This is a genomic window from Chryseobacterium paludis, from assembly GCF_025403485.1.
Classification (GTDB): domain Bacteria; phylum Bacteroidota; class Bacteroidia; order Flavobacteriales; family Weeksellaceae; genus Chryseobacterium; species Chryseobacterium paludis.
The window spans coordinates 3,600,983-3,624,213 of sequence record NZ_CP099966.1; the positions used below are offsets into that span (position 1 = coordinate 3,600,983).

Here is a 23,231-nt window from a genome sequence, read left to right on the forward strand (position 1 = left end):
TAACTTCTAATTTCCAACGTCTAATTACAAACTAAAACTCTCTCCACAACCACACGTTCTGGATGCATTAGGATTATTAAAAACAAATCCTTTTCCGTTCAAACCTCCTGAATATTCAAGAATGGTACCCGCTAAATAGAGGATAGATTTTTTGTCTACAACAATTTTAACATCGTTGTTTACAATAATTTGGTCTGTTTCTTCTTTTTGGTTGTCAAATTTTAAAACATACTCCAAACCAGAGCATCCTCCACTTTTCACCCCCACTCTTATATAATCTTCAGCAGGGTTAAAGCCTTCTTCCGTCATAAGTTGGATGGCTTTTAACTTCGCTTGATCTGATACTGTTATCATTGTATTTATTTAGAATGATTTAATCTTGCAAAAATACGAACTAATTTCCGCAATCTCAAATTGAAGATATCTATTTTAATAATTCGAATCTTAATAGCATCGTTATACATATCATTGTTAGTGTTAAAAAATGTATAAATATTCTTCTGCAAATTTAGTAATTCTGTTTTTGATTTAACTTTGAACAGTATTTTTTATCTATAAAGAATAATTATGAAAAAAAAATTACTGGTCTTTTTTATATTGTTTTTACTGACAATGTCTTATGGACAAACTATAAGATATGTTTACGAAACTTCAGTAAACCCCGATTCAATTAATCTGGTAAGTCTGAAATTTGAAAAAACTTTTTTAGATATTAAAGGAAATCAATCCTTGTTTATAAGTGAACATAAATTAGTAAGGGATTCTTTATTAACTGCTTTTAGAAAGGAAGAAAAAAATGATAGTAAAAAAGAAGGGAAAGATTTTACAAAATTTGGATTGGGAAAACAATCGGAACAATCTTTTTTTGAATATTTTATCACAAAAAACATTTCTGAACAAAAAGTTTATTATCATGATAAAATAGCTGGGGAGCAAATTTATTATCAGGAAGACCGACCTATTAAATGGCAGGTGACAGAAGAGACTGAACAACAAAATGGATATAAAGCTCAAAAAGCAACAGCCAATTTTGGTGGCAGAGTCTGGACGGCCTGGTTTACAAAAGAAATAAATATTTCTGATGGACCCTATAAATTTTCGGGATTGCCAGGTCTGATTGTGAAGCTGGAAGATGATAAAGGAGATTACAAATTTGATCTTGTAAAAAAGATTACTATTAAAAATGCTTTTGAAGAATCTGTAAGTCCAGATGCAAAATTGAGCACACGAATAGATTTTATGGGTGATAAAGCGGCAATAGAATTAAGTAAAGACAGCAGAACGATGTTGAGAAGTAGAAGTGGCGGAGATATGAATTCCGGGGGTGGAAGACGAGGTGGCGGAATGAAAGGCGGCAGTCATGGCGGAGGTAGAGGAATGTCTTCGAGAGGAATGGACAGTAGCAATAGTAATTCTATACCAACGGGTGATATCGAAAGCTTTCACAATGATGTAAAGCAAAACCCAATTGAACTAAAATAAATTACAAATGAAAAAAATAGCCATCATTGCATTAGCTCTTTTCGTGCAGAATGCTTTTGCACAGGTAAACCGATTTGTATATCAGGTTACTATGAAATCAGATGCAGCAAATAAAAATGATATAAAGACCGAAAATGCATACTTAGATATTTCGCAGGAGAAATCCCTTTTTTACTCTGAGAATAGAGTAAAAAGAGACTCAATTATGCAAAAGACGTTTCAAAGTGGCGGAGCAATAGCTTTTAACAGGGATCAAATGGAAGGATTGAGAACCAGCATCAATTACTCTGTTGAAAAAGATAAAAAAGATCAAAAAACCTATTTTAAAGATAGGTTGGGACGAGATATGTATTCTTATGAAGAAGACCGTCCATTAAATTGGAAAATATCACCTGAAACTACTAAAATAGGAGATTATAAAGTTCAAAAGGCTGAAACTGATTTTGCGGGAAGAAAATGGACAGCCTGGTTTACTACAGATCTTCCTTATCAGGATGGACCTTATAAGTTTAGTGGGCTTCCAGGTTTGATTGTAAAGGTAGAAGATAGCCAGGGAGATTACTCCTTTGATTTAATGAAAAATTATAAGATCGCTGAATTGGCAAATTTAAGCCAACGAGGGAATATCATAAAAGTGAAAAGAAAAGATTTTCTAAAACAACAGGAAAAATATAGAACAGATCCAATGTCCTTTATGACTCAAGGCGGTGGCGGTGGCGGAGGCTTTGCCCAGACTGTTGTTGTAGGTGGTGCTGGACGAGGTGGAGGTGGTGGAAACCGGAATCCGGCTGATATGAAAAAAAGAATGGAAGAAAGGGTGAAGGATGAGGCGAAGAAAAACAGCAATCCAATTGAATTACAATAAATAAAAAACCCTGAAGAATTCTTCAGGGTTTTTATTGTATCTTATTTATTTTAAAAGTTGATTGAAAGTATCACCTTGCCGGATATCTCCCGTATTAAAACCTTTCATAAACCATTCTTTACGCTGAGCAGAAGATCCGTGAGTAAAGCTTTCCTGATTTACATATCCTTGAGATCTTTTTTGGATATTATCGTCGCCTACAGCTTCGGCAGCATCTATAGCAGATTCAATATCACCAGGTTCCAGAATTTGTTTCTTGTCATTAGTTCTTTTTGCCCAAAGACCAGCATAGAAATCAGCCTGTAATTCAGTGGCTACGGAGACCCTGTTCATATCAGCTTCTGAATATCTTCCACTTCTTCTGAGAGCATCTACTTTTTGGGTTGTTCCTAAAAGAGTCTGTACATGATGTCCGATTTCGTGTGCTAAAACATAGGCTACAGTAAATTCTGTTACCTTCGCTCCAAATCTTTGCTGTAATTCATTAAAGAAGCTCATATCCATATACACTTTCTGATCTGCCGGGCAGTAAAAAGGTCCCATTGCAGATTGTGCAGTACCACAGCCGGATTGTGTTGTGTTTTCAAAAAGTACAATTTTAGGCGGAGTATAGGTCATTCCGTTTTCTTTGAAAACTTCAGTCCATGCAATGGTGTTCCATCCATCCATCATATCGACCATTTCATATATTTTTTTCTCATCAGCATTTAATTCTCTCTGTTCAGACTGGCCTTGTGATGACATACTATTTGAATTCAATATACCCGAAGGGTCGCCTCCCAAAAAGAAAACGATGGCAGCAATAATCAATGTTCCTAAGCCTCCTCCTACGATCATACCTCCACTCCCCCCGGAGCCACGACGGTCTTCAACGTTTCCGCCTCTATCGTTTGTCCATTTCATAGTAAATAATTTTAGATGTAAATTTAAAACTAATATCGATATTAATTATTATTTTTTAATTCTACTAAAAATATTTGAACAATTTTAACGGTTAAGCTGATTACTCTTTAGCCAATATGAAGTAGATTGATAAGCAGAAATGGCATCATCAACCACTTTCTGATTCGGATTCTTCATAGGATTTTCATCATAATAGATGCTAAATTCCGGAGTTAGCTTATCCTTTTTTTGAGATAATGAATATTGTTTTATCTTTTTTACTGGAGAAATTACTGTTAAATATCCATCTTTTACAAATCCTAAATCCTGATAAGTGGCAATATAGGCTTTAGGCTGAAATTCTTTTTTAAAAACATCCTGTCCTAAGAATTTCGATTGGTAGTTGAAATTAAGTAATCCCAATACGGTAGGCATAAGGTCTATCTGGGACATAAGTTTATCAAATTTTTGTGGCTGAATAAAATCTTCAGAGAAGACCAGAGCTGGAATTCTGTATTTATCCATTGGTAATGCTGTACTGCCAGCGCTTGATGCGCAATGATCTGCAACAATTACGAAAACCGTGTTTTTATACCAATCCTGTTTCTTTGCCATTTCAAAAAACTTACGAAGAGAATAATCTGTATATTTTACCCCTCCTTCTCTGGATTTAGCATCACCGGGAATATCTATTCTTCCGTTCGGATAAGTAAAAGGTCTATGATTAGAAACCGTCATCCAATGATTGAAAAAGGGTTTTCCAGATTTTGATTCCGTATTCATTACCTGAATTGCTTTTTTAGCCATATCTTCATCGGCAACGCCCCAAACATTGGCAAAAGTAATTTCTTCAGGTTTAAAATTATTACGGTCAACAATTCCATATCCGTTACCAGCAAAGAAATCCTGCATATTGTCAAAATAACTGTAACCACCGTATAGGAACTTCACATCATATCCTTTGGATTTGAAGATGCCACCTGTTGTGAATTTATTTTTGTTATTTTCTCTTTTTATGATACTTTCTCCTGCTGTTGGAGGAATACAAAGAGTTAATGCTTCCAGACCACGAACCGTTCTGTTTCCTGTTGCATACAAGTTTGTAAACATCATAGAACGATCGGCTAAACTATCTAAGAAAGGTGTTATTTTCTGATCATTTCCATAGTGCTGCATAAAATCAGCAGATAAACTTTCTATAGAGATAAGAACGACATTCTTTTTGAGCTCAGGTTGGTCTGAATTTATTGTTCTTGTTAAAACAGGATCAGAGTACTGGCTTAAAAAATTACTTTCAGCTTTTTTCTGATCTATCTGTGGGTAAAACTGGAAGTAGTCTAATTCATTATGTGTAAATGCCCAATAGAACTTTGGAAATCCATTGGCCTCAATTTCTTCAGCAAAGACATTCGTGGATTTTATCTGAGTAGTAAAGGTTAGGCAGACTAAGCTGATTCCTGCAAGTAGAATAAAAGAACCTAATAAAACTAGCTTCTGCTTGAAATTGGGAAGATCTTTGAGCTCATTCTTTGTTTTCTTATAAATAAACCATGTGATGGTAGATGTAATAGCAAAGATGATTAAAAATAAGGGAAGGACAGGATAGCTTTCCATAATGTTTCCGATCACTTCATTCGTGTAAATAAGATAATCAACTGCAATAAAGTTGTAACGCAATCCAAATTCATTGTAGAAGAAATATTCACTTACAGCATTAAAAACAATAAGCAATACATAGATGAATAACGTAATGAAATAAAGCGTGTTACGGATTTTAATTCTTTTTGACGGAAGAAAAAGCATTAATGCAAAGCATATGATTTTTAATGCGATAAAAGCAAGTGCAATTTCTGCTATAGATCCCCCATATTGTTTAAAAATATTATTCGGAATAAGAAGGATATAGAAAAAAAGAAGCAGTAAAGCTCCTAATATTATTTGCCCGTAAGGCTTTTTATATTTTGAATCCGAAAGAAATAAGAAGTACAGAGCTAAAAATGTACTTGCTAAAACAAAGACAGAGACATCGTTAGCTACTCCGACTACTAAGACTTTCAGCACCTCAAAGAAACCGAAGCTTGCGGTAGTTATTGGGTGGGAAAAAAATACTATTCTAACAATCAGTGATACAATAAGATAAAAAAATCCTAAGTATAAGAATGGTTTTATTTTTTGAGGATACATTTAGATTAAGTATATGTTAATTTTTGCAAAGATAGTTTTTATGCTGTATTTTTTAAGGAAAAAAATAAAAACAGCTGATTTGTTATGTTTTTTATAATTGTTTAAATTATTCTTAAAAAGGAATATTATTAAATAAAAGAGGTTTTCTTAGCTTAAGAAATAAAGACAATAAAAAAGGACTATAAAAAATAGTCCTTTTAATTTATAGGTTGTAAAAGATATTAAAATTAAGAATTTCCAAAGCCTATATTGGTCTTTTTCTGAGATAATTTCTTTTTAAAATCTATCATTCTTAGAGCTGTAACAGCAGCTTCTACGCCCTTATTACCTAAGTCTCCACCGCTGCGTGCTACAGACTGTTCTTTGGTGTCATCTGTAAGAACACAAAAGATGGTTGGAGTATCTGTCAGAATATTACAATCTTTAATTCCCTGTGCGACTGCTGAAGATACAAAATCAAAGTGCGGAGTCTCGCCTCTGATAATACATCCTATAGCAATTACAGCATCGAATTTTCGCTCTTTGCACAATTGCATACTTGCGTAATTTAATTCAAATGCTCCAGGTACTGTAAAAAGTTTTATGTTTTCAGTTTTTACTCCTTCTTTTTCAAGGATTTCTAAAGCTGCATCACGAAGGTTATAGGTTACAAAGTCATTCCACTCAGAAAAAACAATGCCGATAGAAAAATCCTCGGCATTGGTTATATTAAGTGGCTTGTAATCCGAAAGATTAACTGTTGCCATTTTTTAATAATATTTAGTCATTTCAATATAAGAATCAGACATTCCATTGTCATAGTCCTGATATTTTTCGTCAATTGTTGAAAAGTATTTCTTAGCTTCTGCTTTTTTCTTTAATCCTAAAGCTACTATACCAGCCTTTCTTGTAAAGAAGTAAGAAGTATAAGGATCTGAAGAAGCGCTTGAAGCTTTGTCTAGCAATGATAATGCTTCATCATTTTTGTTAAGACCAGATTTTGCATCTGCCATAGCTCCAAACTTCATCGCCATCAATGTTTTGTTGTCAGAAGAGAATTGATCTAAAAGATCGTAAGCTTCCTGGAACTTCCCTTCTTTGAATTTTAATAAACCAGCATTATAACCTGCGAGTTTACCGATATCTGTAGAAGAAAAGTCATTATAAGTTCCTATGAAACCTGGGTTTGCAGCAGATTTACCTCCCAACGCCTCTTTATCTTTACCTTCAGTAAGGTTTTTTTGAGCGGCAAGGAAAGTTTTTACTGCTTCCGTATTTTGAGGAGCAACTACAAATTGTTTATAGGCGAAAAACCCTAAAACTCCTAAAACCAAAGCCCCAAAAACAATACCTAGTGGTTTTGAGTATTTTTCTAGGAATCTTTCTGTATTTAAAGCCTCTCTGTCAAGATCTTTAAAAAATTCCACTGTTTCTTTACCTTCTTGCTCTTTTTGAGCATTCTTTGCAAGTTTTGCCATAAATTCTTAAAAATTGAATTGCAAATTTAATTGTTTCTGAGGGATTTACAAAATACTTTGAATGTATTATTTAATATTCTAAAATATGATAGATTTCCGCATTGAATTTTTTTAGTTTTTCATCGCCATTTAAATCTCCTAGAGCGGTTAAAAAACTGAACTGTACTACTTTTGCGCCTTGTTTTTCAACTAATTTTGCCGCAGCTTCTGTTGTACCCCCGGTTGCCAGTAAATCATCATGAATTAATATTCGCTGCTCTTTTTTTATCTGTCCTTCACGCGTTTCTATTTCGGCACTTCCATATTCCAGGTCATATTTTTCCGAGATAATGGGTGGTGGAAGTTTACCTTTCTTACGGATTAAAATAAACGGAACCTCCAAAGCAACAGCAATTGCGATTCCAAAGAGATAACCACGGCTTTCGATTCCACAAACAGCATCAATCTTTCCTTTGCTGAATTTCACAAGATCTTCAATAACCTCTTCATATAATTTTGGGTTAAGGAAAATAGGCGAGATGTCCTTAAACTGAATTCCCGGAATAGGAAAGTCAGGAACATTTTCAATGGTATTTTCTAATTTATGAATTAATTCTTGTGAAGCCATTTATGGGTTTATTTTGTAGCTGGAAATTTTCCAGTCTCCGTTTACATTTTTAAGTCCGAAAGTTACTTTCAGGGAAGTTGTTTTTCCATTTTTGTCTGTAACATCATAAGTAGCATTCACACTTGAGCTGTTAGCATTAGTGGCATTTGCCGTGATATTTTTAACACTCACATTTTTTACGGATCCAAAGCCTGAAGTAGGATTTGAAAAAGACTCATAGCTTCCCCAGCTTGGGTTATTTGAAGACTCAAATGCTGCTTTAAGATTTTGTGAACTTACATTATTTAAAAATTTACTTACTGTATTTTTTGGATCTGCAGCTGGTTGTTTTGGTGTTGCAGGAGCTGTTGTTACAGAAGGGTCTGTAGTATTGCCAGTACCTGTAGGGTTGCTAGGATCAATTACTGCATTTGGATCTGTAGGTACAGCTGTGGAATCTGTTTTAGGAGGTGCTGGAATTTTTAAAGCTGACGGATTTACTTCCAACCCGATTTTAGACATTTTAAAAGTTTTTGCAGTTGTTTTTACAGATACCGTGATATCTATTTTATTATCAACCACTTTTGAAGCTAAAAGAGAAGAAAATCTTAAATTGAAACCTTTGAAATTATTATCAGTCATCAGATTTTTTGCTGTTGAAAGCTTTACTCCATTACTGAAAACTTCTAATGTAGCTTCTAAGCCGGCGCCCGTAAATGCAACAGGATTTCCTGCATTATCGACAAGCTTAGGAATGATCTGGATAGCTGTTGCTCCGTTTCCGTCATCAGCTGAAGGCCTTGTAATGATACTCAATGAGCTGGCTTTCACATCATTTGGATCACTTTCCTTCGCCTTTTCATCACCAAAAATGTTCATCTCTCCTAATGAAGGTGGAGCCGTACTTGCCCATTCGATGTTATTCTTCTGAGCTACCTCATCGGCCATTGATAAAATTTCAGGAACTTTTTTTCCATTAATTAATTTGCCAAGAGCCTTTACTTCGTTTACGTCACCTTCGGCATCTACTCCAAATGTTTTAAGGATATAAAGAGCCTCATTAAACTTGATTTGTTTGATGGTTGACAGGCTTGATGCCATGTCATTGATACTTGACTGTAAAGTTTTTGTACTCGTAGCATCTACATGATCTTTCTTACATGCTGTAAAAAGCAATAGGCTGAAAATTAGTAGAAGAGAAAACTTTTTCATTTTTATTCGGTTTGTTACAAATTTAGTAAAACCTTTATTAATAGAAATTTTTTATTTTTTATTTCTTTTTTCTGGAATCTCAATACTACCGCCATACTTGTTTGGTTGTTCTTTAGGCTATTTATCCCTAAATAGATCTTATGGACCATTTGAAGAGTACAGCCAAAGGAATCTTTTATATAATTATTGTTGAAAAGTTGCTCTAGTAAAAGAAAGGAGTAGTATTTATAGTATTATTTTTCACTTTAAAAGAAATCATTTAAAAGAAATAGGAGATTTTTTTATTTTATCGTTTGTTTGGTTGTTCTTTTAGACTTCCTTCAAAGAATGAACTGAAGATTGCCTGCATATTTGGGAATGATGCATCTTGCCAGAATTTTGATGTATAGCTGCTGTTGTCCTTATCAAATCTTACTTTTTCAACATCATCATTATTATCAAATGAGATTTCAGTTGGATAGAAATTGGTATATGTTTGTATTTGATTGTAATTAGGTTCGCTCTTGTGTTTTATTTTAATAAAGACCCGATCATTATATTCTAAAAAATCTTTTAATCCTTTTTCAGATCCTTGTTCGAAGGAAAGATTAACAATAGCCTTTATGTCAAAAAAGCGATACCCAAAAAGAGCGAATTCTTTTTCTTGTAATGCCTCACCAGAGATTTCTATTTGATCTTTTTTGTCTCCTTTTAATTCTTTTATAACCGTTACTTTATTTTTATAGTCTTCGGGGTTTCCTATTTTTTTAAGTCTGGGAAGGTTTAATGAATTGCCATAGTCCCATAATGATGTTTGCTTTTTTTCCTCTGAAGGATCTTCCAATCTGTAAATTCTGTATTGTTGTGCATTGGTACTTTTTAGTTTTTTAGTTTTGTTATCAAAAACATAGGTTACAATACCATCTGCATAGCAATTCAGTTTGTTATTTAGTGTGACATAGGCATTAAAGTTTCCTTTAATGATGATGTATTTTGCAGGTTTGTTATTTTTTAATACTACGGTCTCTATTTCTTTTACCTGATCGTTAATTTTTATTATGTCGTGATCAAGCTCTGCATAGGAAAGTGTTGCTACAAGAAAATTATCATAGATCAGTTGAAATTTTTCCTGGGACGGATTTAATGCTTGCTTATCTATTTTACCGTCAATGTCAGAATACGCTAAAATACTTCCATCTTTTCCAAAAACAGAAACCTTAGGCAATGGTTTATTATTTTTTTCTGAAATGAATGTAATGGTCTGGGCATTGGTAAAGCTGAATAGCAAAACGAATAGAATTTGTAATAGGTAGTTTCTTTTCATAATTAATTATTTGCTGGTGTGGAGACCGTTTACTTATAAGACAACAGTTTTGAAAAAAGGTTGCACAAAAGTCTTAATTTTCTGCATAAAAAAAGACTGATTAGTTAATAATCAGTCTTTTAGAATTTTATTTTGTTACAAGTCCTTAGAAAGGATACTCATAAATTTCAGATTCGTGTAAGAATGGGTTTCCAGTAGGAATTAATTTTAGTTTAGATAATGCTGACATTACAGTAAACATAAATAATCCAACTACAAATAGGACAGCACCTAGTATTAGTATAAATACTTCAGGAGTTTTCCAATATGGGCCCACTGTTCCAGGCATTACCATATTAAAGTAATCTAAAAGGTGTCCTAAAATAACAACTACTGCCATTACGGTAACCACTTTATAATTTCTTTTAATGCTGCTACTTACTAATACCAATAAAGGTAATAAGAAGTTGATAATTAGCATTGGTAAGAATGTAGGTGAATAGTGCTGGAATCTTCCAAAGAAGTAATTAACCTCTTCCGGTACGTTTGCATACCAGTAAAGCATGAACTGAGCAAACCATGTGTACGTCCAAAGCATACTTGTTGCGAAAAGGAATACTCCAAGATCGTGTAAGTGATTGTCATTGAACTGAGGTAAGAATCCGTTCTTCTTAAGGTATACACTGATAAGAATAATAACAGCAATACCACTGGATAAACAGCTCACCATAGAATACCAGATATACATTGTAGAATACCAGTGAGGGTCAATTGACATCAACCAGTCCCAAGCCCAAGCTGCAGAAGCAAAACCGAAGAATGCGATATATCCAACAGCCCATCTGTAAAGGAATTGATACTCAACCAAAGATTTTGTCTCATCTACTTTTTTAGATTGTGCTTTCAGTTTCCATGCGAAGAATGAAGCTCCGATTACGTAGATCAAAGTTCTGATTGCGTAGAAAGGAATATTTAAGAATCTTTTCTTTTCAAATAAGATCACATCAAAGTGTGCTGAGTTTGGATCTGTTAAATCCGGATCCATCCAATGAAAAAGGTGTCCCTGGTGGAAGATATTTAATAACATAAGGATGATCAAAATAGCTCCTCCGTATGGAATATAAGAAGCAATAGCTTCCATTACTCTTGTAATAATAATTGGCCAACCTGCGTGAGCAGCGTGCTGAATACAATAGAAGAACAATACGGCACAACTTACTCCAAAGAAAAATACAGCTACGAAATGTAGTGATGCTAATGGTTGGTTGTGAATTTGTAATTCTGCATGTTCTAAATGAGCAGCATGATCCTGAGGACCTATCATCTCACTTGAATGAGTAGGGGCAGTGTGACCTGAAGCATGAACAGCTTCCATCATCTGTTCAATTTTTTCTGTGCTGATTCCTTTATTCAAGAAAAAACCAATACCAAATAGAACTAAACCTACAACAAGCAGTATTATAGAAGTTGATTTTAATTTTGGTGAAAAAGTATACATTTCTTTTCTTATTTTTTAGTTGCGGTAGTCGTCTCAGTTGTTGCCGCAGCTGGCGTAGCTGTAGCGGTTGTAGCTGCTGCTGGTGCTGCATTTTTCTTGAAAGCACTCATCACATACATCGCCACTCTCCATCTGTCTCCTGCGTTCAATTGTCCCGCATAAGAACCCATTGCATTTCTACCGTTAGTTAATACATAATGAACAGATCCTACAGTAATTTCTCTATCTGCGTAGTTAGGCACACCAGAGAAAGCACCGCTTTGTACAATTGGACCCTGTCCATCACCTCCAGTTCCGTGACATGCTGCACAAGTGTGGTCGAACAACATTTTTCCTCTTTCGATATCCTTAGCTGCATTAGCTGGATTTAAAGGAGAAACAGTCATCTTCTTTGATGCATCATATCCTGCATTATATTCATCTACATTTTTCGGAAGTAATCCTTCTTCAAAAATTCCGTCTTTATTTTGAGCAACACTTCCTTCTACTGGAGCAAGTCCTGTTGCAAAGCTATTTTTAACAAACGCTGGGATTTCATTCTCATGATCTGAATACGCATCCTGAGCTTTCATCAATGGATCATAAGCTACCGGGAAATACATATCCGGGAAATATACCAGGGGTGCATTTTCTTTCGGTCCGCAAGAATTAAGTAAAACTGTTGTTAAACCTAAGATTGCAGTAATTCTTAATACATTCTTTTTCATTTTAAGCGTCTTTAACAGTTATTTCTTCAACTCCAGTTTCAATAAGTAGCTGTTTTACAGATTCTACATCTTCAGTTACAAACTCCATCATGAATTTGTCATCTGTAGTTCTTGGATCTGGATTTTGAGCTGGAGCTCCCGGATACATCTTATTTCTAACTAAGAAAGTAAGAGACATCATGTGAGCTGCACAAAATACCATTAATTCAAACATTGGAACTACGAATGCCGGCATATTGTGTCCCCAGTCAAAAGCAGGTTTACCACCAATGTTTTGAGGCCAGTCATGATTCATCACATACCAAGTTACAGTTGCACCAATGGTAACACCATAAAGAGCATAGAAAAACGCAGCATCAGAAATTCTAGTTTTCTTTAAACCTAAAGCTTTATCTAGTCCGTGAACTGGAAATGGCGTATAAACTTCGTTTATCGTTATTCCTTTATCGTTGAATGCTTTAACGCCGTTCATTAAATCGTCGTCATCAGCATAAAGTCCGTATACAATTTTAGTGGTGCTCATCTCCTTCTTTTGCTTTATAAGTTTCACCTGAGATTTTCAAAATCGATTTTAATTCAGCCTGTGCAATTACAGGGAATGTTCTTGCATATAATAAGAATAATACAGAGAAGAATCCGATTGTTCCTAAATATACACCCACGTCAATAATCGTTGGTTTAAACATCGTCCATGAACCTGGCAAGTAATCTCTTGAAAGGTTAATAACGATGATATCAAAACGCTCAAACCACATACCGATGTTGATAATTAATGCAACGATGAAAGTCCAGATAATATTTGTTCTAGCTTTTTTGAACCAGAAAGAAGCCGGGACAATCAAGTTACAAGTAATCAAAGCCCAGAAAGCCCACCAGTAAGGTCCTGTTGCAGCACCTGGAGAAAGATATGTAAAGTCTTCAAATCTTGATCCGGAATACCATCCGATAAAATATTCAGTTGCATAAGCTACAGTTACCATACCACCTGTTACAACGATTACGATGTTCATAATCTCGATGTGATACATAGTGATATAATCTTCAAGGTGACAAACTTTTCTGGCAATTAACAATAGTGTTTGTACCATTGCAAATCCTGAGAAAATCGCACCAGCAACGAAGTATGGAGGATAGATCGTAGAGTGCCATCCTTTAATAACTGAAGTTGCGAAGTCAAAAGATACGGTAGTGTGTACTGAGAATACAAGTGGAGTTGCTAAACCTGCTAATACCAAAGATAATTCTTCGAATCTCTGCCAGTGTTTTGCTTTACCACCCCAACCGAATGCTAGGAATGTATAAATTTTTCTTGTCCAAGGCGTTTTAGCTCTATCTCTGATCATTGCAAAGTCAGGGATTAATCCCATGAACCAGAATACTGTAGATACTGAGAAATACGTAGAGATTGCAAATACGTCCCAAAGTAGAGGAGAGTTGAAGTTCCCCCAAAGAGAACCAAACTGGTTAGGAAGAGGGAATACCCAATATCCTACCCAAACTCTACCCATGTGGATTACAGGGAAGATTGCCGCCTGTACAACTGCGAAGATAGTCATCGCTTCAGCTGAACGGTTTACAGACATTCTCCAACGCTGTCTAAATAATAATAATACCGCTGAGATTAGGGTTCCGGCGTGACCAATACCTACCCACCATACGAAGTTGGTAATATCCCAACCCCAGTTAATAGTTCTGTTAAGCCCCCATGCTCCAATACCTGTCCCGATAGTATAAGCGATACAGCCGAATCCGTAGATGAATAGAGCTAAAGCTGCATATAGTGATACCCACCATAATTTACCTGCTCTTTCTTCGATAGGTCGTGCAATATCTTCTGTGATATCGTGATAAGTTTTGTGACCAATAATTAGAGGTTCCCTTATCGGAGCTTCGTAATGTCCTGACATTTTTTACCTATTTATTATTTAAACTTTATTTTTCTACTCTGTTTCTTACTTTAGTGTGATAGAACACATTTGGCTTTGTTCCGATCTCTTCTAGTAAATAATATCTTCTGTTGCTAGAATATAATTCTCTCACTTCAGATTCTTTATCATTCATGTCTCCAAACGTCATTGCTCCGGTAGAACAAGCAGCAGCACATGCACAAGAATTTTTGAATTCGTTGTCAGTTACTTTTCTGTTTTCTCTCTTAGCAGATAAGATTGTAGCCTGAGTTTCTTGGATACACATTGAACACTTCTCCATAACCCCTCTTGTTCTTACAACAACATCCGGGTTTAGTACCATTCTTCCAAGATCGTTATTCATGTTGAAATCAAAACGATCGTTTAAGTTATATGTGAACCAGTTGAAACGTCTTACTTTGTATGGACAGTTGTTTGCACAATATCTAGTACCAATACATCTGTTATAAGCCATGTGGTTTTGACCTTGCTTACCATGAGAAGTAGCCGCTACCGGACATACTGTTTCACATGGAGCGTGGTTACAGTGCTGACACATTACCGGTTGGAAAATTACGTCAGGACTTTCGTTTGGCTCAATTAAGATGTCGTATAGATTAGGAACATTTAATCCTCTTTCAATACCTTCTTTAGTTTCAATTTTTTCTTTAGCAGAGTAGTAACGGTCAATTCTTAACCAGTACATATCTCTTGACATTCTGATCTCTTCTTTACCTACAACAGGAACGTTGTTTTCTGCCTGACAAGCAATGATACATGCTCCACAACCAGTACAAGAGTTTAAGTCGATTGATAAGTTGAAGTGAGGACCATCTGTGTCGTCAAAAGCATCCCAAAGATCTATTTTTCTTGCTGGAAGAGCTCCACTGATCGTGTGATACTCCAAAGGCTTGTTCCATCCTTTATGCTCGTCATCAAATGCTACATTTAAGTACTCCGTAAGAGGAACTTCTTTAGCAATTTCGTAACGACCCATTAGGGTATTTTGAAGCTGTATACCTGCGAATTCGTGATCTTCTCCTGTTTTCTCTATTTTAGCATTTGATACCGCTAAATTAGAACCATCAAATAAAGGATAAGCGTTTACTCCAGTATCAGCAGTTGCTCCAGAATCTTTTTTACCATATCCAAGTGCAAGACCTACTGATCCGTCTGCCTGACCTGGTTGAATAAATACAGGAACATCTTTTATTGTTACTCCATTCACCGTAAGATTTACAATAGAACCGTCTAACTGCATTCTAGCGTTAAGGTCGTTTTCTATTCCTAGTCTTTCTGCATCTTTAGGAGAAATTGTCAAGTAGTTATCCCAAGACATTCTTGTCAATGGATCTGGTAATTCTTGTAACCAAGGGTTGTTGGCCTGAGTACCATCTCCGATAGAAGTCTTAGTATATAATACCAATTCTAAATCAGAAGCTTTAAAGTTTCCTAGTTCAGCAAGAGCCTGAGCAGCATTTCCTCCTGTATAAGCCAACGTTGTTGCGTTGTTTGAAGGAACGATACCATTATATAAAGCTTTGTTGAAAGAGGTAGCTCCTAATATAGAAGCTGCACTATTTTTTAAATAGTCATAGTAGTTATTAGCAGCATTGTTTTTACCATTTTTCCAAACCAATAAAGATTCTTCAATCTGTCTTGATTTGTAGATTTTTTGGATCGTAGGCTGCATTAATGTATAAACTCCAGTCTGAGGTTCCATGTCACCCCAAGATTCCAGCCAGTTAGCTACAGGAATTACAGCTTTCGCTGCCTTATACATTTCATTTTTCTTATCTGCAACAGCAATTACATAAGGAACTTTTGTTAAAGATTTTTTGAAATCTTCTCCTTTTGGATGAGAGTAGATAGGGTCTACATTGTTTGTAATTAATACACCAACCTGACCTGCATTTACCCATCCCAGAAATTCCTGATATCTTGCTTTATCAAATTCTTTTAAGAAATTAGCTTTACCAGTGAAAGCTACTGAACCCAGTTTTTGGTTAATTAAGTGTGCCAGAACCTGAGCTCCTTTAGAACCATCAGCTAATACAACTGCTTTGTTGCCTTTTGCCTGTAGTTCTTTTACGATTTCAGCAGCAATCTTGTCAGAAGCAGCACCTCCACCTACGATTGCATTATAAACCTCAACTAACGTTTTATTTACTGCACTTGGTTTTAATCTGTATCTTGAGTCAGCATTTGCACCAGTTAAAGACATGTTAGATTCCACTTGAACGTGTCTCAACATGTTTGCTCCCGGTTTTCTAGCTTCAGCATAAGACGTTTCTAAACTCGAAGCATTGTAATCTCCTAAGAAATCTGCCTGGAAAGAAACTACTAACTCAGACCCTTTAAGGTCATAAACAGGTAATGCTCTTTGTCCGAATACTTCCTGAGCAGCATCTAATGCGGCAGAGTAAGGGAAAGCATCATAAGTTACAAGTTCAGCTGTAGGATACTTAGCTTTAAATTCAGCGAACAACTTTTTGAAAGTTGGTGAAGCGAATGACTGAGATAAAAGCACAATCTTCTTACCTGCTGCCTGAGCTTCTGCCAAACCTTTAAGAACGAAATCATCTACTTTATCGAAAGTTTCGTCTTTACCGTCCAGCTTAGGTTGTTTTACTTTATCATTATCATAAAGAGAAAGTACACTTGCCTGAGCTCTGGCGTTAGTTTTACCTAAATCACCTGCAGCTGGGTTTGGATCAATCTTGATAGGTCTTCCTTCACGGGTTTTTACTAAAACACTAGCAAAGTCGAAACCATCAAAATATGTTGAAGCGTAGTAATTTGGAACCCCAGGAATAATATCATGAGGTTTTACCACGTAAGGAATCGTTTTAATTACCGGAGCTTCACAGGCAGCAAGCGTTACCGCTGCCGTAGAAAATCCTAATAACTTTAAGAAATCTCTTCTTGAAGTACTTGATCCGTTTTGTTCAGCATCTCCAAGGAAATCTTCTACCGGAATTTCTTCCTGAAACTCTTTCTGAGCCAGCCTATTATTTAAAGCTGGGTCTTTAAGTTCATGAATACTTCTAAATTGTATTTTGTTTGAAGCCATTTATACTTCTAATTTTTAGTTATTAATAATGACATTTACCACACTCAAGACCTCCAATCGCATCTACAGTAATCTTACCACCATCTTTAGGGTATTGTTTTTTCAACTTGTCATGTAGATTTTTGAAGTATTCTTTATTATAACCGTTGTTCATATCAACTTCTGTAGTTCTGTGACACTCAATACACCATCCCATCGTAAAGTCATTAGCCATCTGAACAACATTCATTGTATCAATTTTTCCGTGACAAGCTTTACATACAACATCAATTTTGTTCGTTGGATTTTTCTTGTTGAAAGAATTGATGATCGCCTGCTCACCAGCTACAACGTGCTGAGAGTGGTTAAAGTATACGAAATCCGGCATGTTGTGGATTCTTGTCCATTCTACAGGCTGAGTTTTCCCAGTGTATACTTGTTTTGCAGGATCCCAACCAGTTGCGGCATAGATCTTCTGGATCTCACCATCATAGAATGCCTTGTCTTTTCCAGGCTCCATGTAGTGGTCTGCATTGTATTCAGAAATTGTTCTGTGACAGTTCATACAAACGTTCATAGAAGGGATTTCAGAAACCTTACCGTATTTAGCGCTTGAGTGACATAATTGACAGTCAATTTTCTGTTCTCCAGCGTGGATTTTGTGTGAGAAGAAGATAGGCTGCTCTGGCTTATATCCTTTGTAAACACCGATCCACATGATCCAGTTCCAAATTCCATAAGTAGCAAGGATCGCTAAAATTGCCAGTAATCCTTTACCTATATAATGGTATTTTTCATAGACTTCACTGAAAGAACGAACCCTTGTTTCGTTTAATCCTGCTAAATCTTCAGATTGACCCAGTTTAACTAATTGTCTTAGTTTAAGTAAGATCCAAACCAATAAACCTGCAATCGCTAAAAGTGAAATGATTACAACGTTTGTTGTTGTTTTGTCCGCTGGTGCAGCTGCCGTAGCATCTGTTGCAGTAGCTCCTGCTTCCGGTTTTTTCTCTTCCGGAGCTGGAGGATTAGTTGTAAAAGCTAAGATGTCATCAATATCCTTATCTGTAAGATTAGGAAACTGTAACATTTCAGTTTTATTAAATTTTTCAAAAATCTCATTAGCGTATTTATCCCCAGAAGCTCTTAGAGCTTTGTTGTCTTTGATCCACTTATGAAGCCAATCTTTGTCTACACCACCTTCTGTCTTTACACGTTCTACAACTCCCTTCAAAGGAGGTCCTATAACTTGTTTATCCAGCGCGTGACATGCAGTACAATTCGCTTTGAAAAGTTTCTCGCCGTTTTTAGGATCGCCGTCTTGCCCGTAAAATGAAGCACTGGTTGATAGCAATAAGCCTATTGCGATCAACGTTTGTTTATAATGCTTTCTCCAACTAATCATTTAAATTATCTTATGTTAGTAAAATATTGAACATTCAATCAATCCCGCAAAAATAATATTTTTAACAGGAATTTAACGGCATATAGAAAGGGGAAAATATCATTTACGTTTAATTTGTATTGATTCTAAATAACTCTGTTTGGTATAATTTTTTAATTTGTATAAATTTGCGCAAACAAGTTTAAATGAAAAATTTAATCAAAATATTGACAATACTATCCTTATTCGGATTTTATACTATTGAAGCCCAGCAGGTTGTAAAGAAGGATACATTGTCCGGAACAGAGCTGATTATGTCTATGGATCCTAAGGTAAAAGATGCTTTAGAAGGTCTGGAAGATAAATGTTCCAGAGTTTCTACTTCTACAACTCCTAGAGAAAATAATGAAGAGACCTATACAAAACCGACAAAAATATATGTTCCTAGTCGAGAATTGACAAATGCAGAGATCTGTAGAAAGAATCCAAGAATTTTGGGATATAAAATACAGATCACGACAGTAAAAAGTAATGATGAAGCCAATGAGATCAAGTCTTATTTTAGAAAAAGATTTCCAAATCTGAAGGTTGAAACTGATGCTTCTTTAAGACCTAATTACAAGATCTTAGTAGGAAGTTATTTCACGAAACAAAGTGCATCTTCGGACTTGTCTAAAATTAGAGAATATTTTAAATCTGCGGTGGCAGTACAATACAGAATATTCTGTGCTGAAGCAAAATAGAGCTTTTATTCTATATAAAAAGTTAAGCTGAGAAGAATTTTCCTCTCAGCTTTTTTATGGGTAATAGGTGTTTAAAAACCAGAAAAATTCTGCCATTCTAATGTAGTTGTTAACTACTAAATAGATGAACAATATTCCTATTGTGACTGCTAAGATCGATAATACTTTTGGTGATGCTTTATAAGCATAAAAAAGCCATCCTAAAAGTAATGGAAAAACGAAAACAAAATGTCCACCATAGATATATGAAGTGTGTAATCCAAATTTCATTATGCAATGGATAACGATATCTAGCAGAAATGAAATCATGATTATTTGCACAAATTTGCTTTTAAAGTTTCTAAAATAACTCCACAATATTAATCCTAATAGAATTGCAATAAATAAATAAGGAATCCAGGAAGAATAAACATCCATGATTAACGCTTTAAAATTAAAGCCTTTCATATTATTTTTGTCCCGGATAATGAAGCTTGAGAATAGGATGTTGCCACCGAAAAAATAAGAAGCTATCATATCCCAGGTAGGAGTAGATTTTACATTGGAGAATTTTTCATACTGTTCGCTGGTCTTGTTAAATATGTTTTTATATTTAAAATCAATTCGGTTCAAATAGAGTAGGACAAAGCAAATGAAGGTTATGGCAACGCGCAGAGCTGCATTTCCGAATTTTCTCCAATTTCTGAAAATGTTTTTTTCAAATAATACGGGAACAAATGCTTTAGCAATATTTGTAATTGTAAGACCTCCTACTGAAATGGCAGCAAAAGCAAGAGCTAATGCCGGTATTTTTTCATCCTTTTTAAGCTTAATTGCGGCATAATGATTATACAAACAGAGAAGAAAAAGGGTATAGGTGAAGTTTTCAGGAGTAAAGGAAAGTAAAAGGTTTGTTGAAAAAAATCCAAAAAATAATACCAGTAAAAGATTGATCATCAAAGGTAGATGAATGATATTTTTAAGATACTTAAAAATCTGTAGCACACTCAGGCTTATCGTGATTGTACTGAACCATGCTAAGGTCAATCGGAATGTAGAATCTGTTTTGCCATTTGAAATAAAAAAAGCAATTTCCCTTATCCAGTTGAAGAAATAATAAGAGAGGGGGTGTCTTTCAAAACTTCCGCCACTCATTACAATAGAGCGGTTGTCAAAGCTGAAATAGGCATCCCAGGGAATCCTGTTGTCAAAAATTATTCGGTAATTAAGGGCGATATATGATCCTAAAATCCCATAAAAAGATATAAAAAATAGAAATACCCATAGCTCAGTTAATGAAGAAGGGAATACGAGCTTGAAGAAATTAAAGAATTTTGATTTGAAATTCACCTGTTTAAAGTTTTTGCAAAAGTAAAATAAAAAACTCACCAATTTTGGTGAGTTTTAACAGATATATAAAGAATTGTTATTCTTTAATTACTTTTTCAGTAGTTGAAGTTCCATCGGCAAACTCAACCTTAATCAGGTAAATTCCTTTTGGGAGAGAAGAGATATTTAATTTCTCAGAATTTGTATTCATTACTGATTTGCCAGACATATCTAGTATTGTGGAAGATTTTATCTTTTTATCAGTTTTGATATTCACTTCTCCTTTTGTAGGATTAGGGGAGATACTTGTTTTTGTTTTGGAAGAAATTTCGCTAGTAGAAAGAGTTCCCGTCGTAATCTTAACGTCATCTACGAGTAGCATATATTTATCAGCAGACATATATTGGATACCTATTCTAACAGTTTGACCGGCATAAGTATCTAGACTCTGTGTAACTTGTTGCCATGCTGCGTAAGGAGCAACTAAAGGACTAGCCCCTGAAATAATTGTAAAATTAGCTGCTGTAGTTGGTGTACCACTACCGATATATACTCCAATTTTATAATTTTCAATGAAAGCTGGAGAAAGTGCCTTTACCCAAAGACTTAATTGATTGCCTCCTGCGCCTAGTGTTACTGCTGGGGAAATAAGCCAATCATTATTTGCTGTAGCACCAGCTGCAGGAACGCCGGCCCAGGATACTGCAGTTTTTTGTCCCGCATGAGGAGTGAAATTTCTTATTTCTTCATCTACTCCAGTTACCGAAGTAAGGTTGTTTGTGGCATTGCTTGCAGAAAGGTTGAATATTTGAAATGCCATTGGAGCTCCTGCATTGGTCCAATTGGCTGTCCATCCAGGAATAGTGGTGCCTCCAACAACAGGACCTCCTCCAGTGTAAGTATTTAATCCATCTAAATCTAATGTTTGCCAGGTACCTAAGCCTGTAATTGCAAAGTTTGTATAAGATTCGAAACCTTCATCTAATAAAACGGTTTGAGCATTGCCCATAATGCCCGTTAATAATACTAAAGAGAGTAAAGTCTTTTTCATAATAAAGCTATTTTGTAATTGTTACTCAAAAGTAAGCATTTTTTTTAATAGACAATTGTATCTTGCTTTATATTATGAACTTAAGAACTGCATGACAGGGTAGAGCATCCTGATATATCATCATAGCTTGAAGGTCTCTTCTCAGAAAATTCAGGATAAATTTCCTGATATGGATTCTCTAATGCTTGGGTTAGTTTATCTAATAATTCTGTTTTACCATCATTAATTTCTTCAATACATTGATATAAAAGATAATTTCTTAGGATAAACTTAGGATTTGTTTTTTGCATCAAATTCAAGGACTCTTTTTTTGTTATGTTATTTTTGGAGAGTCTTTCATTGTATTTCTGTATGAAATCTTCAAGTTTTCTCAACTTGTCATCAGTCAGATTTGTATAAGAAACATTCGCAAATAAATCTTTTACATCGTTTTCTTGATCTACTTTTTCTAATTGATTGAAAAATAGGGTATGATCAAACTGCAGTTCCTGCATCAATCCTTGCCAGTTGCTGAAAAAATCTTCATCCCCATTTATTAACTGATCAAAGCCAAACTTTCTACACAGCATTTTATCATGGGTTTCCCAAAAATAATTACCATAAGAATTCAAGGTATCTTCCAGAAATTTTTCATCTTTTATTAATGGATGAAGAGCATTGGCCAGCTGCCAGAGATTCCATTGTGAGATCTGTCCCTGTTTTCCAAATGCATACCTTCTTCCGGGTAGATCGGTGGTATTGGGTGTGAAATTTAAATCATACTCGTCCATCATTGAGTAGGGACCATAATCGATGGTTAATCCGAGAATTGACATATTATCGGTATTCATTACTCCATGAACGAATCCCACTCTGAACCATTCTGTAGTCATATCCGCCGTTCTTGTACAGACGTTTTTAAAAAAATCCTTGTATTTCTGTGTATCTGATGATGTGATCTCCGGGTAGTAATTTTGAATGGTGAAGTCAACAAGATCCTGTAGTGTTTTATATTCCCTTTGGGCTGAAGCTAGTTCAAAATGTCCAAAACGGAGGAAGCTTTCGGCAGTTCTGATAATCACCGCTCCTTTTTCATTCTGAGGATTTCCATTGTACATCATATCTCTTACAACATCTTCTCCTGTAAAACATAGGCTTAAAGCCCTTGTTGTAGGGACTCCCAGATGATGCATTGCTTCGCTCATAAGATATTCCCGGACGGAAGATCTCAATACTGCACGTCCATCTGCATGTCTTGAATAAGGAGTTGCTCCAGAGCCTTTCCATTGAATTTCGGTTTTTTGACCGGAATTATTTGTTATTTCACCCGCTAATATAGCTCTTCCATCTCCCAATTGACCTGCCCAATTTCCAAATTGATGTCCAGCATAAGCAGTAGCATACGATTGAATATTTGCAGGAAGATCATTTCCAACAAGAAAATTTATATCAGAACTTTCGAATTTGCCTAATCCACTTTCCTCTGAAAGTTTTTCATTAAAAGCAATTACTTTTGGATTTTCAAAACCCGCAGGATTGATGGTTGAAAATAACACTTTTGGAGTAACTCTTTGCATAGGGTTTCCCGAAAAATCTCCTGGAAAGTTTTTTAGAAAGGGCTGTCTGATCTTTTCAATATTCATAGGTACAAA

General features: G+C 35.3%; 20 protein-coding genes. 3 read left to right on the top strand and 17 right to left on the bottom strand.

The window, feature by feature from the left end; translation table 11 throughout:
• Positions 1-24: 24 nt before the first annotated feature.
• Positions 25-354 (bottom strand): HesB/IscA family protein, encoded by a 330-nt coding sequence (locus tag NG806_RS16390; protein ID WP_214830295.1) that lies wholly within the window; start codon positions 352-354, stop codon positions 25-27.
• Positions 355-567: 213 nt separating this feature from the next.
• Between NG806_RS16390 and NG806_RS16395 the strand changes: the two genes are divergently transcribed.
• Positions 568-1,482 carry a GLPGLI family protein gene (locus NG806_RS16395; RefSeq protein ID WP_261510674.1) on the top strand — a complete coding sequence of 305 codons (915 nt, stop codon included), beginning with the start codon at positions 568-570 and terminating at the stop codon, positions 1,480-1,482.
• 7 nt (positions 1,483-1,489) lie between these two features.
• A complete protein-coding gene (locus NG806_RS16400; protein WP_261510676.1) occupies positions 1,490-2,347 on the top strand; it encodes a GLPGLI family protein in 858 nt (285 codons plus the stop codon).
• Between the two features lie 45 nt (positions 2,348-2,392).
• On the opposite strand, the gene ypfJ is transcribed toward NG806_RS16400, so the two are convergent.
• The 13 genes from ypfJ to NG806_RS16465 form a co-directional block, all read right to left on the bottom strand.
• Positions 2,393-3,250, bottom strand: coding sequence for a KPN_02809 family neutral zinc metallopeptidase (gene ypfJ / locus NG806_RS16405; RefSeq protein ID WP_214830301.1), 858 nt, complete (start codon positions 3,248-3,250; stop codon positions 2,393-2,395).
• An 84-nt stretch (positions 3,251-3,334) separates the two neighbouring features.
• Complete coding sequence (locus NG806_RS16410; protein ID WP_261510678.1) at positions 3,335-5,413, bottom strand: LTA synthase family protein; 2,079 nt, start codon at positions 5,411-5,413, stop codon at positions 3,335-3,337.
• Positions 5,414-5,640: 227 nt separating this feature from the next.
• Complete coding sequence (gene ribH / locus NG806_RS16415; protein WP_261510680.1) at positions 5,641-6,159, bottom strand: 6,7-dimethyl-8-ribityllumazine synthase; 519 nt, start codon at positions 6,157-6,159, stop codon at positions 5,641-5,643.
• Positions 6,160-6,162: 3 nt separating this feature from the next.
• Positions 6,163-6,870, bottom strand: a complete 708-nt coding sequence (locus NG806_RS16420; protein ID WP_214830307.1) for a YfgM family protein — start codon at positions 6,868-6,870, stop codon at positions 6,163-6,165.
• A 70-nt stretch (positions 6,871-6,940) separates the two neighbouring features.
• Complete coding sequence (locus NG806_RS16425; protein WP_214830314.1) at positions 6,941-7,477, bottom strand: adenine phosphoribosyltransferase; 537 nt, start codon at positions 7,475-7,477, stop codon at positions 6,941-6,943.
• A complete protein-coding gene (locus tag NG806_RS16430; RefSeq protein WP_261510684.1) occupies positions 7,478-8,668 on the bottom strand; it encodes a hypothetical protein in 1,191 nt (396 codons plus the stop codon). It lies immediately after the preceding gene.
• Positions 8,669-8,954: 286 nt separating this feature from the next.
• Positions 8,955-9,971, bottom strand: a complete 1,017-nt coding sequence (locus tag NG806_RS16435; protein ID WP_261510685.1) for a hypothetical protein — start codon at positions 9,969-9,971, stop codon at positions 8,955-8,957.
• Between the two features lie 145 nt (positions 9,972-10,116).
• Entirely contained in the window at positions 10,117-11,448 is a 1,332-nt protein-coding gene (locus tag NG806_RS16440) for a quinol:cytochrome C oxidoreductase (protein ID WP_214830320.1), read from the bottom strand.
• Between the two features lie 8 nt (positions 11,449-11,456).
• Positions 11,457-12,155 carry a c-type cytochrome gene (locus tag NG806_RS16445; protein ID WP_214830322.1) on the bottom strand — a complete coding sequence of 233 codons (699 nt, stop codon included), beginning with the start codon at positions 12,153-12,155 and terminating at the stop codon, positions 11,457-11,459.
• 1 nt (position 12,156) lies between these two features.
• Complete coding sequence (locus tag NG806_RS16450) at positions 12,157-12,678, bottom strand: DUF3341 domain-containing protein (RefSeq protein WP_089028500.1); 522 nt, start codon at positions 12,676-12,678, stop codon at positions 12,157-12,159.
• Entirely contained in the window at positions 12,665-14,062 is a 1,398-nt protein-coding gene (gene nrfD, locus NG806_RS16455; RefSeq protein WP_214830329.1) for an NrfD/PsrC family molybdoenzyme membrane anchor subunit, read from the bottom strand. Before nrfD ends, NG806_RS16450 begins: the two co-directional genes overlap by 14 nt.
• A gap of 25 nt (positions 14,063-14,087) precedes the next feature.
• Positions 14,088-17,135 carry a TAT-variant-translocated molybdopterin oxidoreductase gene (locus NG806_RS16460; protein WP_214830331.1) on the bottom strand — a complete coding sequence of 1,016 codons (3,048 nt, stop codon included), beginning with the start codon at positions 17,133-17,135 and terminating at the stop codon, positions 14,088-14,090.
• Between the two features lie 22 nt (positions 17,136-17,157).
• Complete coding sequence (locus tag NG806_RS16465; protein ID WP_214830333.1) at positions 17,158-18,519, bottom strand: c-type cytochrome; 1,362 nt, start codon at positions 18,517-18,519, stop codon at positions 17,158-17,160.
• Positions 18,520-18,704: 185 nt separating this feature from the next.
• Between NG806_RS16465 and NG806_RS16470 the strand changes: the two genes are divergently transcribed.
• Positions 18,705-19,241 carry an SPOR domain-containing protein gene (locus NG806_RS16470; protein WP_261510690.1) on the top strand — a complete coding sequence of 179 codons (537 nt, stop codon included), beginning with the start codon at positions 18,705-18,707 and terminating at the stop codon, positions 19,239-19,241.
• 54 nt (positions 19,242-19,295) lie between these two features.
• Here NG806_RS16470 and NG806_RS16475 read toward each other — a convergent pair whose 3' ends face one another.
• From NG806_RS16475 to NG806_RS16485, 3 genes are all read right to left on the bottom strand, one after another.
• The gene (locus tag NG806_RS16475; protein WP_261510691.1) at positions 19,296-20,570 is read right to left on the bottom strand and encodes a DUF6080 domain-containing protein; all 1,275 of its coding nucleotides are present in this window, start codon (positions 20,568-20,570) and stop codon (positions 19,296-19,298) included.
• A 76-nt stretch (positions 20,571-20,646) separates the two neighbouring features.
• Entirely contained in the window at positions 20,647-21,600 is a 954-nt protein-coding gene (locus NG806_RS16480; protein ID WP_261510692.1) for a T9SS-dependent choice-of-anchor J family protein, read from the bottom strand.
• A gap of 80 nt (positions 21,601-21,680) precedes the next feature.
• On the bottom strand, positions 21,681-23,222 hold the full coding sequence (locus NG806_RS16485; RefSeq protein ID WP_261510694.1) for a protein adenylyltransferase SelO: 1,542 nt from the start codon (positions 23,220-23,222) through the stop codon (positions 21,681-21,683).
• Positions 23,223-23,231 lie beyond the last annotated feature (9 nt).

Coding starts and splice junctions, on each gene's coding strand:
- ypfJ (WP_214830301.1), bottom strand. CDS start 3,250: ATGAAATGGACAAACGATAGAGGCGGAAACGTTGAAGACCGTCGTGGC.
- NG806_RS16440 (WP_214830320.1), bottom strand. CDS start 11,448: ATGTATACTTTTTCACCAAAATTAAAATCAACTTCTATAATACTGCTT.
- nrfD (WP_214830329.1), bottom strand. CDS start 14,062: ATGTCAGGACATTACGAAGCTCCGATAAGGGAACCTCTAATTATTGGT.
- NG806_RS16445 (WP_214830322.1), bottom strand. CDS start 12,155: ATGAAAAAGAATGTATTAAGAATTACTGCAATCTTAGGTTTAACAACA.
- NG806_RS16460 (WP_214830331.1), bottom strand. CDS start 17,135: ATGGCTTCAAACAAAATACAATTTAGAAGTATTCATGAACTTAAAGAC.
- NG806_RS16485 (WP_261510694.1), bottom strand. CDS start 23,222: ATGAATATTGAAAAGATCAGACAGCCCTTTCTAAAAAACTTTCCAGGA.
- NG806_RS16390 (WP_214830295.1), bottom strand. CDS start 354: ATGATAACAGTATCAGATCAAGCGAAGTTAAAAGCCATCCAACTTATG.
- NG806_RS16425 (WP_214830314.1), bottom strand. CDS start 7,477: ATGGCTTCACAAGAATTAATTCATAAATTAGAAAATACCATTGAAAAT.
- NG806_RS16400 (WP_261510676.1), top strand. CDS start 1,490: ATGAAAAAAATAGCCATCATTGCATTAGCTCTTTTCGTGCAGAATGCT.
- NG806_RS16420 (WP_214830307.1), bottom strand. CDS start 6,870: ATGGCAAAACTTGCAAAGAATGCTCAAAAAGAGCAAGAAGGTAAAGAA.
- NG806_RS16430 (WP_261510684.1), bottom strand. CDS start 8,668: ATGAAAAAGTTTTCTCTTCTACTAATTTTCAGCCTATTGCTTTTTACA.
- NG806_RS16410 (WP_261510678.1), bottom strand. CDS start 5,413: ATGTATCCTCAAAAAATAAAACCATTCTTATACTTAGGATTTTTTTAT.
- NG806_RS16470 (WP_261510690.1), top strand. CDS start 18,705: ATGAAAAATTTAATCAAAATATTGACAATACTATCCTTATTCGGATTT.
- NG806_RS16450 (WP_089028500.1), bottom strand. CDS start 12,678: ATGAGCACCACTAAAATTGTATACGGACTTTATGCTGATGACGACGAT.
- NG806_RS16480 (WP_261510692.1), bottom strand. CDS start 21,600: ATGAAAAAGACTTTACTCTCTTTAGTATTATTAACGGGCATTATGGGC.
- NG806_RS16395 (WP_261510674.1), top strand. CDS start 568: ATGAAAAAAAAATTACTGGTCTTTTTTATATTGTTTTTACTGACAATG.
- NG806_RS16435 (WP_261510685.1), bottom strand. CDS start 9,971: ATGAAAAGAAACTACCTATTACAAATTCTATTCGTTTTGCTATTCAGC.
- ribH (WP_261510680.1), bottom strand. CDS start 6,159: ATGGCAACAGTTAATCTTTCGGATTACAAGCCACTTAATATAACCAAT.
- NG806_RS16465 (WP_214830333.1), bottom strand. CDS start 18,519: ATGATTAGTTGGAGAAAGCATTATAAACAAACGTTGATCGCAATAGGC.